This is a genomic window from Lachnoclostridium sp. An169 (genome assembly GCF_002160525.1).
Lineage (GTDB): Bacteria > Bacillota > Clostridia > Lachnospirales > Lachnospiraceae > Mediterraneibacter > Mediterraneibacter cottocaccae.
On the sequence record NZ_NFKT01000020.1, the window covers coordinates 52,617 to 69,753 of the forward strand.

The window sequence follows — 17,137 nt, forward strand, 5'->3', positions numbered from 1 at the left end:
CCGGCCAATGTGCTATTCTTGATACAGACCGATTCGATTTATCTGCAAAGGAGAACATCATGGACATTCAGACCCAATCAGACAAACTCAGACTGTGTATTTTCTCAGGAGATATCACCCGTCCCGGGGGAACGGAACGTGTGGCCGCCTTCCTGGCGGACGGGCTCGCCGCATCTCCCCGCTTCGACGTATCCCTCGTCAGCCTTACGGAATCTTCCGACACCCCCGCTTTTCCGGTAAACGATGGAATCCCCCGGTTTACCCTTTCCGAAAAATGGGTGCAGCCCGGTCCCGGATATCTCCGGGTGATCCGCCGGCTGCTGCGCCTGATCCGCAGGGAAAAGTTCTCTGTCATCATCGACGTGGACACCGTGCTGGATCTTCTGTCCGTCCCCTGCAAATGGCTCACAGGAATCCGCGTTGTCTCCTGGGAGCATTTTCACTATACAGAACTTCTGGGAACATCGTACCGTTCTCTGTGCAGAAAAATCACCTGCCGTTTCTCCGACTGCATCGTTCCCCTGACGGAACGGGATGCCGGAGTCTGGCGAAGCAGCGGACATCCGTCCTGCCCTGTGATACCGATCCCGAACCCCGCCAACTATCTGCCGCCCTGCGCGCCTCCCGCCAGGCGCGGGAAAATCATCCTGTCCGCAGGAGGCCTGGTCCCCATCAAGGGTTTTGAGGACGTTATACAGGCAGCCCGTCAGGTTATCCCCCGCTTTCCGGACTGGACATTTCTGATCGTCGGCGACGGTCCGGAGAAGGAGCATCTTCTCCGTCTGATCCGGCAGTATCATCTGGAGGATAACGTGATCCTCAAGGGCTACTCCAGCGACATGCCCTCACTGTACCTGCAGTCCTCCATCTATCTTCTCACTTCCAGAAGCGAAGGGCTGCCCATGGTGCTCCTTGAAGCCAAATATTACCGGCTTCCCACCATCAGCTACGACATCGAGAACGGTCCTTCCGAGATTCTCCTGGACGGAACCAACGGTTATCTTGTCCCCCCGGGACGCACAGATCTTCTGGCGGAAAAGCTCTGCGCGCTGATAGAGGATGACGCCCTGAGGCAGTCCTTTTCCGAACATGCCTGGGACAACATCGACAAGTTTGACAAGGATGCCATCCTGAACCGGTGGACAGACCTCCTGCTGAACCTCTCCGCCTGATTATTCCGCCAGTCTGGGACTGATCAGCTTCACATCCACGCGCTGTCCGTCGAAGGTCAGCGATACATAGTATACCGCCTCATTAAGCGCGTATCCGTGCGGAGTGCCCACTTCTTTTACAATATAGTCTCCGCAGGGAATATCCTTAAAAGAGAACACACCGTTCCAGTCCGCAACAGACACCAGCACTGCCCGCTCTTTAGCCAGCTCGGAAGTGCCTGCAGCGAAAAGTCCGATTTCCGCCATGGCGAGGGGATGATTGTTCTGGTCCGCGGTCACGCCGCCGATTGTCCCGCGGATCATCTCGCTGCTGATCGGGTTGCCGTCGTTGACATAAAGGTGAACTTCCTCCGTGTCCTGATCCTGATATTCCACCTTTACCGGATAGCGCCTGTCAGAGCATCTGTAGTGGCTGTCTGCCAGGATCTCTTTCACATAATAACTGCCCCAGGGAAGGTCCACAGAGGAACATGCCTTTCCGTCATCCCTGCAGTACAGGACTTCCAGCAGACTGTCCGCCGGAATCTCACTGCCGTCCGCCATCTCCATCTGCTCCGCCGTGAACAGGCCGAACGCAAATCCCCGGATCTCTCCCAGCGTTCCGATCCCAAATATCCGATCTTCTCCCAGTGTCTTTTCCAGATGAATCCTCACCTTCTGCCGCTCTCCGGCAAAGGATGCTCCTGCCTCTGTACAGGGCACTCCACTCTCCTCATATTCCAGGCAGACCGTGCAGGGCTCTTCCATCCGTACCAGTCCGTACGGAGCTGTCTTCTCTTCTATCCGGTATCTTCCCAGATAAAGTTCCATACTCCAGGCGTCTCCGTTTTCGTCCGTAACCACGGTTTCAACCACCGTGTCCTTTGCCGCCCGGAGTGTGCCGTCGGCCGTGATGATATCTTCATCCGCTATGATATCGCAGCAGGCGCCCCTGCCGTTTCCTTCCTCGAAACAGGGCGTATAGACCTCGTTTTCTCCCACCGGGTGTCCGGCGCTGTTTTTCAGCGTATTCTCGGATCTGGAGAACACCGCACGCACCGGTCCGCTTCTGTGCAGGTGTATCCTGCCTTTCTGAGGGCAGCTCTCTGCAGACACCGTCACCACGGGAATCCCGTTTTCCAGTTCAGCCGTCTGTTCCGATACGCGGAAAGATACCGGGGCATCATTTTTTGCATACCCATATGGAGCCGTATCCTCGCTGAGGTAATAGGTTCCGTATCTGAACTTCTCCGGAGTGATAAAATACCCGTTTTCCCCGGTCTCAAAGCATTCCAGAACCCGGGGTTCCGGATAGGTGACGGTCATCGACAGCAGAGCGCCGTCCTCATCCGTGAGACGGTATCCGCCGCCGGAAAGCGGAATCGTCCTGCCGGTTCCCGCGTCTGTGCGCACAACTTTGACAAAATACTGCTGCCAGGGACTGCTGACCGATATGGTATGCGTCTTCCCGCTCCGGTCGAGGGTCACTTCAAAGTCTTCTGCCGGAACGGTTCCCTCCTGCCATCTCTCCTGATGCACCACATAAACGCCCTGGGACATTCCCTTTGATCTGGCATATCCCTCGTCGTCGCATACCAGCGTATCCCGCTCATTGGTCCGCGCCTGTTCAAAACTTCCCGCACTTTTCAGATAAATCTGAAACTGTGCCTCCTTTTCGGGAATTCCCCTGCCGTCCTTCCCGCTGACAGATTTCACAACAGCAATGAACTCTTTTTCCTGCTGTGTGACAAGATCATAGGACGGGAGCTGCTCCTGCACGGCTTCCGCCTCCGGTTTTCCTCTTTTCTTTCCAAGTCTCATCTCCAACACCCTTATCCTTACTGCATATTTTATCCAGGTAAAATAATATCTTTCCGTTCTGTAGCAGACTGCGATCTTCCGGTACAGCTCCAGCCTGGCGGCCGGATTTTTCCGGTACATCTCCTGATGTTTGCTGTACAGCTGCAGGTATCCCACCACATCGATAAGCCGGTGGGATCTGCGGAGCACATCCCGCTCCACATAGCTGCAGACAAGGTTCTGGTCCACCGCCGCGATCCGCGCTTTTCCTGCAACCCGGATCCACATGTCATAGTCATCCTGTCTGCGGATATGTGTGTCAAATCCAAGCAGTTCGTCGAACACCGTGCGCCGGAAAATCACCTGAGACACCGAGCGGATCTCCTCCTGGGAGATCAGTCCCGCCGTCTGCCCGGTCTCTGCCGGAAGCTGAGGCGCCCTGCGGTATCCCGTGGAAAGGGCGTCCTCCTCCTGTGCCCAGCTGTGGCAGAACACAAGCCCCACATCCGGGTGTTCCTCAAGCACCTCGATCTGGCTTGCCGCGCACTCCTGGTTCCAGGCATCCCTGGCCATCAGAAATGCGAGATAGGTGCCGTTTGCCTGTGCCGCCCCTTCATTTTTCGCCGCCGCAAACTCCCCTTTCCTGCTGGGACATGTGATTACCGGAATGTCCGGATACTGTTCCATATCCTCCCGCAGTCCCAGGCTGTAATCGCTGCCGCTCTCATTGGCGTCCACAAGAATAATCTCATAATTCCTGTAGCTCTGTTCAAGCACGCTTTGAATCGCCCGTCTCAGAATAAGAGAGGATGTCTCAAAAGAGACAATAACGATACTCAGTAACGGTTCTCTCATATTCTGTCACTCCCCTTTCTTAATTGTTCCTAAAAAGCAGCCCCCGTCTTCTGCCGTAATCTTCTCATTCGCAAACAGGACCGCTGTCCGGTCCTTTTCACCTGTCACCTTCATATATACGTCATACGCGCCCGCCGGAAGCTCCGGAAGTTCCACAGTAAATGACGTCTGCTCCCCCGGTTTCCACGTTCTGGCGTCTGTATCGGCCGTGACAGTCCGCTCCTCCCCGCTCTCCCGGCTGCGGAAAATAATCTCCGTACGGCATGCCGTATAGCGGGGCGCATATCCCACATTCTCCACATTTACGGTAAGGGATGGTTTCTCCCATTTCCATCCGCTTATCTTTGCAGACACATCCCGGATCACAAAGCGGTATCCCAGATGCCTCTCGATATAGTCATAGCCGGACATTCCGTCATATACGGAACCGGAATCCCGGTACTGTGTATTTTTCCACTTTTCCAGCACCTGCATGTCATGCGCCCTGTTAAGGTATGACACATGCATGGTGCGAAGTGCCTCATCCGCGTTTTCCAGATCGTTGAGCGCATTGTCCAGAACCACCTCGCCGCCGTTCGGGACGTAGAGGTTAAGCTCTTTCTGAAAATCCAGTTCTTCGGAGCGCACCCAGGAATCGCTTAAGCTTTCCGAATCTTCTTTATGGAGATCCCCGTAAGTGCCGCAGTCAAGCCAGGTCCCCAGGATTCCGTCATTAAACAGGGACAGCCGGGAAATCATCTCCTGCGTCTTCCAGGCCTCGCTCTCCTGCAGGGGTTCCGTCCTTCCTGCCGCCATCCGCCAGTAAGCCGGCGTCCGTACAGCCAGGAACACATTTTCCGGCATGACTTCATGCATTCTGCCGATCAGAGTGAGATAACTTCTCTCCGTCAGATACCGGGAACTGTGCATCTCTGCCCAGCTTCCCACGAACACGCCCTGTACGATATACACCTGATCCTGAAACTCCTCAAGGAGCTCCCCTGCCTGCTCCATGTGGCGCAGCACAATACTGATGGAAGCGGGATCGCTCTGGGCCCCGTTCCCGTCCCAGTCATAGAGGAAACGCACGATCAGGCTCACCGGCTGCTCCCTGTCGGCATATGCCCGGAATACCCGGCGGATCTGTTCCACGCCGGAGGAACTGATCTCCCTGTCCTGATAGGTTCCGATATGAATCTGGAGCAGTTCCAGAGTCTCCATCGGATGTTCCCTGCTGATTCCCTCCAGGATCTCCCCGGACACCGGCGAATCATCGGATATTCTTATACCTCTCATATTATAAAATCCGCGTTCCCTGTTTGCAAGGAATTTATCGGATTCTACAAAATTTACCGCCTCCCAGGCAATCTTCCATCGCATTCCCATAAAACACATCCCCACGATTATGATAACTCCCGCAAAAAGCAGAAGCAGCCGCGCCTTTTTCTTCATGGCAGATCCGCTCCCCCTGCCAGGCTTAAGAAATCGGCAAGCCCTTCCAGGTATCCTGCCTTTCTGTCCGCCGCGGCTCTCCCGTATGCCTCCCGGAGCTCCGGGTGCCGGATCAGCTCTCCCACCGCGCCGGCAAGCGCTTCCGGTGAGTTTCCGGCGATCACGCCGTCCTTTCCGGACTCGATCTGCTCGGCAATTCCCGTGCAGTCCGCGGCCACAACAGGTTTTCCAAGCGCCTGGGCCTCCTCGATCACAATGCTCTTCCCCTCATACCGGGAGGTACACACATAGATATCCGCCTGCCGGAAATAGGGATAGGGGTTGTCCGCCGCGCCGGCAAAGAAAAAAGTCTCTTCCAGTCCGTAGTCTCTGACCAACTTTTTCAGATGCTTTTCCTCCTCCCCCTCGCCCAGGGCATACCAGCGGAACTCATATCCCTGTTTCTTTAATATGGCCGCGGTACGGATGGCAGTGTCATACCCTTTCTGATAATAAAGACGCCCTACCGTGAGAAGTCGGATGCCTTTGTAACCGTCCGAAAATCCGCCGGGCTCCTCCGCCCTTCTGCGGATGTGTTCCCGGTTGATGATATTGTAAAACAGCCGGGTCTTCCGGGCATGTTCCGGATACATTTCCAGAAAGTTTCCGCGCACCTCTTCCGACACGGCGTAAATGCGGTCGAAAGCGTCATAGCACCCGTTGTCCAGATCTCTGGTATAACCTGCACGCCTGTAATCCACATGCAGAAATGCGGCTTTTTTCTCCGCCCGGATCTTCTCCGCCACATACCAGGTGGCAGGTCCCTCCAGGTAAGCCACCGCCAGATCGAAGCTTCGGGGAAGGGCGGGAGTCCCGTCGGCGAGCATCCGCCGCAGGATTTTCTCCGTCCGCACGCCGCTGTCCGGAGCTGCCCCCGATTTTTCTGTGCCGTTCCGGTCTGCTGCGCCGTTCTGCTCTGGCCGTCCGTCCCGGACCGCCAGACGCCGCAGGGCGCGGATACCGCTGCCGCCGTGCAGCGCCGCTTTCAGGAGCCTTCCTGCCACGAAGATCTTCCCGTCTGTGGAGAGAACCGACCGTGCATCTTTCTTCCGGTTCAGTACCGTCACATACTCCGGCACTTCAGCGAACAGCTCTCCCCTCGGGATCAGAACATACAGGAAGATCCGGTATTTCTCCGGGTCCAGGACCCGCATAAGCTCGATGAGTGCCCGCTCCGCCCCTGCCCTGCCAAGGGTATTCATGACAAACAAAATCGTTTTCTTACTGTGCATGCCCTTCCTCCTTCTGTTTCTTCCGGATCTCCCTCAGGTCATAAACCTTGGAATCCGGCATGGGCTCGTCCACACTTTCCAGCAGGGTGCCCCGGCAGAAAATATGTTCTTCCAGATGCTTTTCCAGCCAGCGCAGCCTTCCATAGGCGAAGCTCCATGCCACGATGCTTCCTGCGAACACGCCGATTCCGTACCAGTAATCCGGAAAATCTCTGGCGAACACGCTTACAATCCCGGTCACTGAGACAAAGATCAGACTGGTCAGGGCGCTGCCCGTCAGATCGTTAAAATACTGAAGAAAGAGAATGATCGTATAGAGCAGGAAGAGCACGAAATATCCGGCTGCCAGGCACGGATAGATGGTCATCACAAGTCCGGTCATTCCCATTCTCGGGAGCAGGATAATACACAGCAGGAAAAGCACAACCGAGATGATGTACTGCAGCTGTGTCACCCGCATGAGCTGGTCTCCCATCAGACGGAACATCCGCTTCTGCGCTTTCACGATATCCTTGAGCCGCCCGCCCAGAACCGCCTCGGTGTAATCCTGGTAGCGCTTGTGGAAATGCATTTCCACATAGGCGATGAAGATCACGCTGGCGGACAGATTCGTAAACATGGCGATACAGGTCGCCATGTCGTAAGGCTGGTTGCAGATATAGGTGTCGGCGAGCACAAGGTTCATGTCATCTTTGGTCCAGAACACAAAGTTGTGGATGTAGAGCCCCAGTATATAGAAGAAATTGGTAAAGATCAGTTTCCAGTACACCCGGAAATAGCGCAGCACCTCCCGGTAATGATGGCTGTTCTCGCAGAAATAAGATTTTGCAAAGCCGAATTCCAGACAGGCGATCAGGAAAAATCCCAGCGTCATGGCAAGGAGCATGCTGTATGTCACTGAAAAATTCAGGAGAAAGCGGAATACCAGGGACAGCACAAAACAGAGCAGCATGCCCAGGAAGAAGAACAGAGAAATCTTCTTGTACGCTTTCACAATCGACAGGTAGAGCATCTGATAGAAACAAAGCCCCAGGCCGATATAGGCGCAGAAGGCCGTAAACACCCAGTACAGGGGGATCTCTCCCACCACATAAGCCCAGATATGGAAGGGAATCCCGATCAGGGCCGCAAGCCCCATATTCAGCGCCAGCCCCACATAAATGCAGGGAAGGATGTCTTCATACCGCTCCTCAAAGATCCGGTCTCCCACATACTTGGAGAGCACGGAGTTGAACGGAGAGGCCGCCAGAAGAGAAAAGATGAACACATAGAGGATCGTACAGGAAAAAAGCTCCCTGTCATAGTATCTCACGGAGTCAAAGCCGAGAAAGATATACATCAGAAGCATGGTTCCGATGACCACCAGCATGGGCGTGACGGTGGCGAGCATGCTGTAGCCCGACCCGTACAGCGTGTGTACCAGTGTATGCCGTTTGAATATCCGGTTCAGTTTGATTCCTATTCCTGCCATGAAACTCTCTCCTCTGTTCCTGTCATAAAATTAAATCTCTGTCATATCACAAGCGGTTCCTCCGGCCAGGGCACCCCCGCCGCATCCGCCATTTTCCGGTAAATTTTTTCGTAGGTGGCGCGCATGTCCTCGATCCGGTAACGGCTGCACAGTCTTCTGTACCCCGTCTCTCCCATCCTTTTCCTTCTTTCCGGGTCAGACGCCAGCTCCACGATGGCATCCGAGATCCGGTCGATGTTCATGACGGGAACCACAATTCCCGCCTCCCCAAAGTCGTCTGCCTCCCCGTAGATCAGTCCCTCGCAGTTTCCCACGTTGGTGGCGATCACCGGTTTCTTTGCCGCAAAGCTTTCCAGGATGGTAAGAGGCTGTCCTTCGCTGATGCTTGTCAGAATCGTCATGTCCATCCTGCCGATATACTCTTTCGTCTGGATCCGCCCGGTAAACACCACATCCTCTGCCTGCAGGTTTTCCACAAGGTCGAAACATTCCTGGGCGTACTCCCGGTCCTCGTCCCAGGGACCCATGATCCAGAGCTTGAGTGCGGGCTCCCGCTTTTTTGCATAGTAGAAGGCATTGATCATGGTCTTTACGTCCTTGATGGGCGCCACTCTCAGGATCGCACCCACATGGATCATCGGATCCTCCGGATCTTTTCCCGGGATATCCGCATAATCTTCCACCCGCACGCCGTTGGGCGTGACGGCAGTCTTTTCCTCCGGGCATCCCAGTTCGATCTGCAGGGATCGGGCGTTCTCAAACAGCGAGGTCACCATATCGGCGTGTTCGTATGCGCACAGGGAGAGCTTGCGGAACTGTTCGATCCAGAAATCCTTGTAGACTCCCTGCACCCAACGCGCCTTGATGATCTCCTCCTCCCGCTCTCTCGTGTAGATCCCGTGTTCCGAGATGAGAAGCCGGCTTCCGTACATCTCCTTTGCCATGCTGCCGATTATCCCGGAATACCCCGTTGCCACACAGTGGTACAGATCTGCCTGTGCAGGCTGAAACTGCAGGACAAACCCGAGCGGCAGATAGATGGAGCGCAGCGTCCAGAGGAAGTCGGAAAACACGATATTGTTGTAGCGCAGTTCATACACCTCTCTGGCAATATTCAGGAAATCTTTCCCCATCAGAAGCTGGTCAATGGACATGTTTTTGTTCTGAAACATGTGGAATACCACTTTCCAGTTTACTTTCTCCCCCAGCACCAGCCCCCGCAGCGCGTCATATTCCTCTGCATTGAGGGACACTTTTGCCATGCGGTGTTTCTTCCCGCCTCTGAGCCACTGGCAGTCGTTCAGATAGATTTCCCGGACCTCTGTCAGATTTTCCGGCAGCGTATAGGCAAACTTTCCTCTGACACTGCGGTCAGCCACAATGGCAGCCACGGTGAATTCAATATTCGGAAACTGTCTGATCAGGCTGTGCACCCAGCTGGAAACCCCGCCGACCACATAAGGGTAACACCCCTCTGCCACAATACACACTTTCATCTGCCTGTCTCCTTCCTGAAATTTCTCATCTTTTCGGACATCTGCGCTCCCTCGATACAAGTTTCCCGGACTTTGGCTCACTCGATATAGTAATCCGCATGATTGATCTGATCCAGCGTGACCTCCGCCGTCTCATCCGTTACCGTGAGCAGATACCAGCCGTCCTCGATCTCCTCATATGATCCGCCGCTGACCGCAGTGACCTCCTCGCCGTGTACGCGAAGGACAAAATAGCTGTCCCCGTCCGGGGCGTCCACATGGAGCTTCAAGCTTCTTTCGCCGCCCGTCCCCGTGCTTCCGGCATCTCCTGCCACGGCTGCATTTCCTGTTCCGTCGGCATTTTCTGTTCCATCAGCACCTCCTGCTGCCGCATTCCCTGCCCCGGCTGCATCTCCTGTCCGGTCCACACGCTCCGTCAGTTCCGTCTCATACTCCAGCGCCAGGTAATTGCGCACCCGCCGGTCCGCCTCCGACGCCGTGGTCTTTTCAAAACACTCAAAAGGCACCCGGAAGGGACGGTAATTTTTCGACCAGTCATTGCTGATAATATTCCACACGTCATCCTCGGAATCCGGATAGATCACTTTCGATGTATCCAGCGCCGTGCCGAAGTATCCGTATGCCGTCTGCAGGCATCTGGAACGGAAATCATCGTCATTGTTCATCACCCGGCTGTCCATATAGATAGGCAGCTGCAGGACGCCGTTTTCCAGATAGGAGAAAAAGGGCTCTTCTCCCTGCCCGTCATAGTCTTTTAATACAGTATTCACATCTTCCAGGAGATTTCCCTCCCCCACAAGATCTTCATATTCCTCTTCCTCAAGTCCGCCTGCCTGGAACGTCAGGATCGTATAATCCGGAATCACCTGTTCGTAGACTTCCAGATCCTGCTCCAGCTTCTCCTCAAGCGGAACATCCGATACCTGATACCCGGACAGCCCCATCTCTCCCGACATCTTTGTGATCTGTTCGTAATAATACTGAAGCAGCGACTCATCCAGTTTCGTATCCTCATCATAGTCGAGACGCAGCGCCCCGGTTACGGTCATGGCGTCATCCGTATCATAGTAGACCGTTACAATCGAGGGCCAGAGAATATCCCGGAATACAAGGGACGACGACTGCCCGTACTCTCTTTCCATGACGTCTCCGTTCTCGTCGGCAAGCACCGGGTAGTTCTCCACCACCGACACCTGCGCGTTTACCACCGGGTAAACGCTGACCTCCTCACAGTCTGCGGCAAACCCGGTGAGTATCCCTGCAGCGAGCTGGCCGTTAAGATAATCGCCGTTTACAATATACCGTCTGCCCTCATCGGGAGCGTATCTCCAGATAATCGCTGGCAGTTCCTCATTTTCCAGTTCCTGAAAGCTGTCTTCTTCGGACCATGCAACCGCGTAGGCAGTCACAGAACTGCCGAGCCTCGCGTAGGGCATCTCCTGTTCATAATCCTCGTACACGGTTTCCCCGCCCATCACCAGTCCTGCAAACAGGCGGAAACCGTCCACGGTAATCTCATCCTCCACAATTTCCAGAATTCCCAGGCAGTTCCTCAGCTCCGGGCTTTCATCCAGCACCTCTGGCTCCGGAAGACCGGAAATGACAACATGGCGTCCCTGGGCGGACAGAAGTTCCAGCGTTTCCACATCCTCCGCCCCCAGTTTTGTGCCGTCTGTGATCAGGAATCCCGCGCCGTCTTCGTCCGCCGCCGCATCAGCCAGGCTGTCGTAACGGCAGTACTCTCTCTTCTGGGCGATGCACCAGTTTCTCCCGGCGGTCAGGCAGGCGTCCGTCTTCGGACCTGCCAGTCCCACGCAGGCCTCTGTGCCCTCTGCCAGAAGCAGGGATTCTGTCTGCTCTTCATATCTTTGCTGTTCCGTCTTTTCCAGTTCTTCCGGCACAGCCTCCTGTGCATAGATATTTTCCCCCGTATTCATCAGCACGTTCTCCGAGATGCCGGTGAGCTGAAACATAAGCAGCACGACGCACATGATCAGTGTGATTGCAACATAATTCGACCTGCTAATCATTTCGACTCACCTCCGTTGCCGTATCTGTATTTCCCGCGCTGCCTCCGCCTCCTGTGCTGCTGCCGGAACCACTGTTATATCCGTAGTCAATGGCAAAATTGTTCAGATAATATTCATTCTGCTCAATGAAATAGCAGATGAAATCATCATCCTCATAGTAGACCTTCAGTTCATTCGGGAAACGCTTCTGGTATTCCTGCGCCCAGTAGTACATCCGCGAGTTTACGATAATCCGGTTGGTTCCGCTGTACTGGGCGAGTCCGCTCTTGGCGGGAAGCCTCTCCGAAGCCCACTCTTCGCTTACATCTGCATCCACATCAGTAAACTCCGCTTCCGCATAATTCAGGCTTCTCTTCTCTATGAAGAAAAATACATACTGCGTCGGGATATACATCTCATCGTCATCGCTGTAATTCTCCATGCTCCGCAGGAAATCAATGGTTTCATAATGCCATGCCACCGGGGATATCATGTTCCGCTCTTCGTTGCAGGATATGATGGTCCACTTCTCATCCGGATATTTCTCCATAATGTCAAACACACAGAGTGCTGCGCCGTCCCGTTCAAGCAGGGAGGATCCTGTGTTTTTCGCCCTCACATCCCCCATGCTGACCGCCAGGAAAATAAACGCCCCGGTCATCATAAACGACACCGCCTGCCAAAGCCTCTTCACCTTTATGATCCTGCCGAAGACCACCAGAATCCCGTCTGCGGCAAGGCTCAGCGCCGCGAAGATCGTATAGCTGAAAAAGATCGTGCTCCGCTCCGCATCAATCAGGGACGGGAGCCCGATCCTGCCGGAAATGCTCAGCAGAGTCATCAGTCCCGAATAAACCGTCATCATGATCAGATACCGGCTGTACTCCCACTCACGCAGGATCCACATCACCGGTATGAGCACAATCACCGCCGCCATGCACCATATCCATGCCTGAAAGATCTCTTCCGAGGGGAATATATAGGATTTCAGCGTTCCCACTGCCGCATTTTTCACCTGCTCCGCATAAGCTGCCAGGCGTTCCGTCAGGGAAACCTGCACCGATTCTTCCGCCGGAACTTCTCCTTCCGCGGATGACGCAGTTCCGGATGATGCACCTCCTTCCTCCTGGTCTGCATTTCCGCTTTCCGTGCCGGACGAACCGCTTTCCGCAGAACTTTCTTCCTCATCCGAATTCCCGTTCTCCGGAATCTCCGTCTCTTCTGCATCCGTATTCGTTTCATGCCCGGGTCTCTCGATTCCCATGACGGACAGTGCCCAGAACAGGGATCCCTGCAGAGGGGTGCCGCCGGCAAACGCCGCAGCCATGGGGAGAATCGGAATCACAAGGGCAATCACCGCCGCACACACAAGGCGGCGGAATGTCTTCCAGTTGAAAATATATCGGATATAAGCCACAGCTGCCGCGATCACAAGCAGACCGGCAATGATCGTATCATAGAAATGGGCGGACAGGGTCAGTCCGAAGCTGATGATCAGCACCCAGAGCTGAACCGTGGATTCCCTCCATCTGTGTTTTCCGTCGATCCTGGTGTACAGAAGATGCTGTTCCTGCATCCTTTTATACTCCGCATTTTCCTCCCTGACCGCACGGAAAAAACGGATCAGCGCGATCCCGCAGGGCAGAAGAAAAATCATGCCGAACTCCTGGGGCAGCGCGGAATAATAGCGGGTATATCTGGTAGAGATCAGATAATTTCCCACTGCAAACACAAAATAACTCAGATACGGCGTATACCGGTACCGGCACAGCTCCTTGAGGAATACAAGAAGCATTGTGAAAATATAAAAAGTCTGAACCGTCCCGAACAGCAAAACCAGTCTCACTGTGGGGATATCAAACACTGCGTGCATGTAATAGAGCAGGGCATGCATTCCGAAAGGGTAAATTCCTTCCCGGAACAGAACGCCGTCATCCACCCCGTTGATCCAGTACATATGCACCACAAGATCCGAAGCCCTTGGGCCGAAATGATCCGTCACGCCGAAAAACCAGAGCACAAACGCGCTGCATCCGGTAAAGAGAATCAGTTCAAACAGATTCCGTTTCAAAAAGTTTCCCGCTTTTCCCAACAGTTTCCGGACGGTTTTCCACATCCATCTGCAGAATATCCTCCGGGTATACCGGAAACTGTTCTCCCGGCGGATAAACCGGGATATATGAATCCACACCTGTTTTAAATATCTCTCCCAGATCTGCCTGCCGTTTTGCACCAGCATCACTCCGGGAATCACAAGCGTCGTCCCGATCAGAACATACCGGTTGGTGATGTGGAACAGCCCCCAGATCAGCACGATCATGATATAAAAGAAATTCCCCGCCACCACACAGAACACAAATTTCTGCGCCAGGCTCCGCCCGCGCAGAAATTTTCTCATGACAATATAAGGCAGTACGACTACCATCAGCGTATACAGTATGAAAATTCTCGCAATCCACGCTGCTGTCACCAGATTAAATGACATGTTCTCTCCTCCCAGTTTCGTTTTATACCGTTCCTCCGAACATCCGGATCAGTTCCATTATCTCTTTGTTCACGACAATCCCTGATTTTTTCAGGCGGTCCAGGCATCGGAAAAAGGCGTCCCTGTCGTTGTAGGTAAAATACAGCTTCAGGCATCCGATGTAGGTATCCAACTGGTAATCTCTGTGTTTCAGGGCTCTCCCCGCCCATTTTTCCGCCAGGGGATAGTCCCGGATCTCCACCAGCGCCTCGATGAGGCGTCTGTACTGTTCCCCTTCCATTTTGGACGGATAGTGCAGGAACAGTGAGTCACCGATCTCATCCACCGTATAGGTGTATGCTTTTCTCTCATCTCCGGACAGAAGATTCTGGCGCAGGACTTCATCGATATACTCGAGAATCAGACTCCCCAGATCATAATTTTCCGGATCTTCTTTGAATTTCATATACATATTCTGGACAGTTCCCCGGAATTCGGAAAGAGCATCCATAATGACAGAAGCCGCGTAGTGGGACGTCTCGGAATCCGGATTGTCCAGGGCGATGGCAATCGCCCCCAGCGACCGGCGGACATCCTTCTTCATCACATCGAGAAGCATCTTTCTTCTTCTCCTGACATCACTGATCAGAAGTGTCTCCTGCATGGGGGTGATATTGATATCCCTGTCTATGTCGGCGTGTGTATAAGTCTTCACCCTCTCCCTGCTGAAGGACACATCCGCCATATCCACCTCTCTTCTGGAAAACAGCAGATACAGCAGATGGGAAAACGCCAGGAAGAAGGGACCGATCAGGGGACAGACCAGCATGACGAAGGAAAGCATGAAATACTTCGCCCTGTGTCCCCGGTCTTTTTCCCGGTCATTTCTCCTGAGGAGCCCCCACAGGAGATAGGCAAGGGCAATGATGGTATTAATAATCAGGATCAGAATCAATACAGCAAGTTCCATATTCTCACATACTCTCTTTCAGACTGCAGACAACTCCCTGTGATGCGAAGCGCCGGATCACGATATCCGCCTCCTCCGCATTGGAATTCGCCAGAAGCACATAGATATGCCCGTCCTTCCCGACTCCGAAACTGTCGGTCTCTCGCACATTCTTTGACAGAATATTATTGTAGCGCTGCAGTTCATTCTCATCTTTTTGCAGTGTCTCTGCATCCCCTGCCGACTGAACCCAGAGAAGTACGGACTCCGCATAGTCTCTCCGGCGGATTTCCGTACTTGTTTTCACAACTTTCTCAAACGCCTCGGTGTTCAGGATATTAGTATCTCCCAGATACCTCTTGTCCCTGACGGCATCCAGATATGTGTCCGCCCTGGTGATGGCGTTCTGGATCATATATCCCACTACCTTGAGCAGATTCATCTGGTGAAGGGACATTTTTTCATAGGGAAGGTTCCAGACCATGATAATATATTCCAGGTCGTCCCCGTGCCGCAGGCCATAGGCCATAACCGGCATCTCCTTTGAAAGATCCCGGTTTACGAACACTTCCCGCTTCTCCAGACATTCATCCAGTTCCTTCCGGTCTGAATATTTCAGTGATTTTCCAAGCTGCCGCGCCTGGTCTGTGGTTCCCACCAGAAGTCTGCAGTAATCCCTGTTGGAGACCTTGTAGATCGCCACATCGTCTGTTCCTATGACTTTGGACAGCACTTCCGCGGCCTGATACATCGCTTCACCCGGATTCAGGTGCTCCAGGCTCTCCGTCATGTTCTGCAGCACGCCCAGGCTGTCATCGTAGGAAACAATGTGGTCCTCGAGGATATTTTTCACTTTCAGGTTGCTGCTGTTGATATCGTAAATGTCATCCAGCTGTCCGGTAAGAAAGGCGATCTCCTCGTCCTTGTCGTCCGTTATGATCTTCAGACTGTCCCGCAGATGTCCCACCGCCATGCCGACGATAAAGAGCTGTGCCATCCAGATATAAATATTGTAATCCACGAGCACTTCGATTGCCGTCCGGAAATATGCCTGCCGGAAGATGAATCCCGCCGTGCTTAAGAGCGCCGCCACAATCGCCTGCCTTTTCCCGTAGAACACCGCAAAAAGCACGACATAGAGGAGAAACACATCCACCCGCCGGAAATAATCACTGTCCGCGGTCCGGTTGTTCAGCATGAACACAAAGAGAAAGACAACCAGATTCTCGATGAAGGGGATCAGGGCAAAGATCACCTTCTCAAACCGCCGGAACATCCGCTGCAGCCAGCTTCCTTCCCGCTCCTCCCGTCGCAGAAAATCATTGCGGTTCCGGTCCATATATTCCATGATGCTGCGCACACGCTCCTCATAGCTGAACCGTGTTCCGAGCCCGAATTCCTCCCGGAGCCGCTGACCGGACATGATATTTTTCCTGGTCAGGCCCACAGTATTGTCCCGGATCGTCACGCTCCGGGCCGAAACTGCCTGGATGGTCTGCGCCACCCGGATCTCATTCTCCTCCTCCCCGGTTGTGATCTGGTAGATTCTGTGCTGATGCTCCGGTCTGCCGGATACTTCATAGACTGCAAAAACAGCGTCGGAAATATACACGGACGAAAAGATATGCTTCTCCGAAGCGGGAATCTTCCGGTCCCGCAGGGCATACAGGCAGAGTTTTGCATGAATCTCCCCCACTTCCTTCCGGTTCTTCGGCATCCAGTACATATGGTCCAGGCGCAGCACTATCGTATCCATATCCGTCGTCTCGCCATAGCGGATCACCAGGTTTTCCCCCTGGGCGACCAGCATCCCCTTTGTGGACACGGGAGAAGCCGGCTGTTCCTCCGTAATCGGCTCTGTATAGCTCTCCTCGTACACCTCATGAGAGGAAATGTACACAAATCTCGGCACATGCAGCATCTGGCACGCCATCAGAACATTGACCAGGCTGGACATGTAATACATGGACTCCCTCCTGGTCTTTCCGCTGCTCAGATTACTGTCATATGCTCCCGTAAACACCACCAGATCCGGTGAGGCGCTGTCCAGAATCTCCTTGATGCTGTCCGTATCATACCGGAAATCATACTGTTCAAACACGTACGGATGACGCCTGGACGGATTTTTATTTCCGCTCAGAAGATAGACTTCCCAGCCTTCTTTATTGAATTTTTCAATCAGCTGGCTGACAAATACACTGTAGCCCCCAACGATCAGAACATTCACTTTTCATTCTTCC

The 17,137-nt window shown here is 53.8% G+C and carries 10 protein-coding genes; 1 reads left to right on the top strand and 9 read right to left on the bottom strand.

Annotation, left to right across the window (positions count from 1 at the left end):
* Positions 1 to 59: 59 nt before the first annotated feature.
* Positions 60 to 1,172 (top strand): glycosyltransferase family 4 protein, encoded by a 1,113-nt coding sequence (locus tag B5F07_RS14080; protein ID WP_162613136.1) that lies wholly within the window; start codon positions 60 to 62, stop codon positions 1,170 to 1,172.
* Here B5F07_RS14080 and B5F07_RS14085 read toward each other — a convergent pair whose 3' ends face one another.
* The 9 genes from B5F07_RS14085 to B5F07_RS14125 all read right to left on the bottom strand — a co-directional run bounded on the left by B5F07_RS14085 (position 1,173) and on the right by B5F07_RS14125 (position 17,124).
* Positions 1,173 to 3,806: a SpaA isopeptide-forming pilin-related protein gene (locus B5F07_RS14085; RefSeq protein ID WP_087161913.1), complete on the bottom strand. Its 2,634-nt coding sequence runs from the start codon at positions 3,804 to 3,806 to the stop codon at positions 1,173 to 1,175. It lies immediately after the preceding gene.
* Between the two features lie 6 nt (positions 3,807 to 3,812).
* Positions 3,813 to 5,237 (bottom strand): DUF4832 domain-containing protein, encoded by a 1,425-nt coding sequence (locus tag B5F07_RS14090; protein WP_087161914.1) that lies wholly within the window; start codon positions 5,235 to 5,237, stop codon positions 3,813 to 3,815.
* Positions 5,234 to 6,508 carry a glycosyltransferase gene (locus B5F07_RS14095; protein WP_087161915.1) on the bottom strand — a complete coding sequence of 425 codons (1,275 nt, stop codon included), beginning with the start codon at positions 6,506 to 6,508 and terminating at the stop codon, positions 5,234 to 5,236. The genes B5F07_RS14090 and B5F07_RS14095 overlap by 4 nt, the downstream gene beginning before the upstream one ends.
* Complete coding sequence (gene pelG, locus B5F07_RS14100) at positions 6,498 to 7,979, bottom strand: exopolysaccharide Pel transporter PelG (RefSeq protein WP_087161916.1); 1,482 nt, start codon at positions 7,977 to 7,979, stop codon at positions 6,498 to 6,500. Before pelG ends, B5F07_RS14095 begins: the two co-directional genes overlap by 11 nt.
* 41 nt (positions 7,980 to 8,020) lie before the next feature.
* Positions 8,021 to 9,475, bottom strand: coding sequence for a GT4 family glycosyltransferase PelF (gene pelF / locus B5F07_RS14105; RefSeq protein ID WP_087161917.1), 1,455 nt, complete (start codon positions 9,473 to 9,475; stop codon positions 8,021 to 8,023).
* Positions 9,476 to 9,552: 77 nt separating this feature from the next.
* Positions 9,553 to 11,505: a DUF2194 domain-containing protein gene (locus B5F07_RS14110; protein ID WP_087161918.1), complete on the bottom strand. Its 1,953-nt coding sequence runs from the start codon at positions 11,503 to 11,505 to the stop codon at positions 9,553 to 9,555.
* Positions 11,498 to 13,969 (bottom strand): hypothetical protein, encoded by a 2,472-nt coding sequence (locus tag B5F07_RS14115; RefSeq protein WP_087161919.1) that lies wholly within the window; start codon positions 13,967 to 13,969, stop codon positions 11,498 to 11,500. The genes B5F07_RS14110 and B5F07_RS14115 overlap by 8 nt, the downstream gene beginning before the upstream one ends.
* Before the next feature lie 22 nt (positions 13,970 to 13,991).
* A complete protein-coding gene (locus B5F07_RS14120) occupies positions 13,992 to 14,918 on the bottom strand; it encodes a hypothetical protein (protein WP_087161920.1) in 927 nt (308 codons plus the stop codon).
* A gap of 4 nt (positions 14,919 to 14,922) precedes the next feature.
* Positions 14,923 to 17,124: an NAD-dependent epimerase/dehydratase family protein gene (locus B5F07_RS14125; RefSeq protein WP_087161921.1), complete on the bottom strand. Its 2,202-nt coding sequence runs from the start codon at positions 17,122 to 17,124 to the stop codon at positions 14,923 to 14,925.
* Positions 17,125 to 17,137: the final 13 nt, after the last annotated feature.

Coding starts and splice junctions, on each gene's coding strand:
- pelG (WP_087161916.1), bottom strand. CDS start 7,979: ATGGCAGGAATAGGAATCAAACTGAACCGGATATTCAAACGGCATACA.
- pelF (WP_087161917.1), bottom strand. CDS start 9,475: ATGAAAGTGTGTATTGTGGCAGAGGGGTGTTACCCTTATGTGGTCGGC.
- B5F07_RS14120 (WP_087161920.1), bottom strand. CDS start 14,918: ATGGAACTTGCTGTATTGATTCTGATCCTGATTATTAATACCATCATT.
- B5F07_RS14090 (WP_087161914.1), bottom strand. CDS start 5,237: ATGAAGAAAAAGGCGCGGCTGCTTCTGCTTTTTGCGGGAGTTATCATA.
- B5F07_RS14095 (WP_087161915.1), bottom strand. CDS start 6,508: ATGCACAGTAAGAAAACGATTTTGTTTGTCATGAATACCCTTGGCAGG.
- B5F07_RS14080 (WP_162613136.1), top strand. CDS start 60: ATGGACATTCAGACCCAATCAGACAAACTCAGACTGTGTATTTTCTCA.
- B5F07_RS14115 (WP_087161919.1), bottom strand. CDS start 13,969: ATGTCATTTAATCTGGTGACAGCAGCGTGGATTGCGAGAATTTTCATA.
- B5F07_RS14085 (WP_087161913.1), bottom strand. CDS start 3,806: ATGAGAGAACCGTTACTGAGTATCGTTATTGTCTCTTTTGAGACATCC.
- B5F07_RS14110 (WP_087161918.1), bottom strand. CDS start 11,505: ATGATTAGCAGGTCGAATTATGTTGCAATCACACTGATCATGTGCGTC.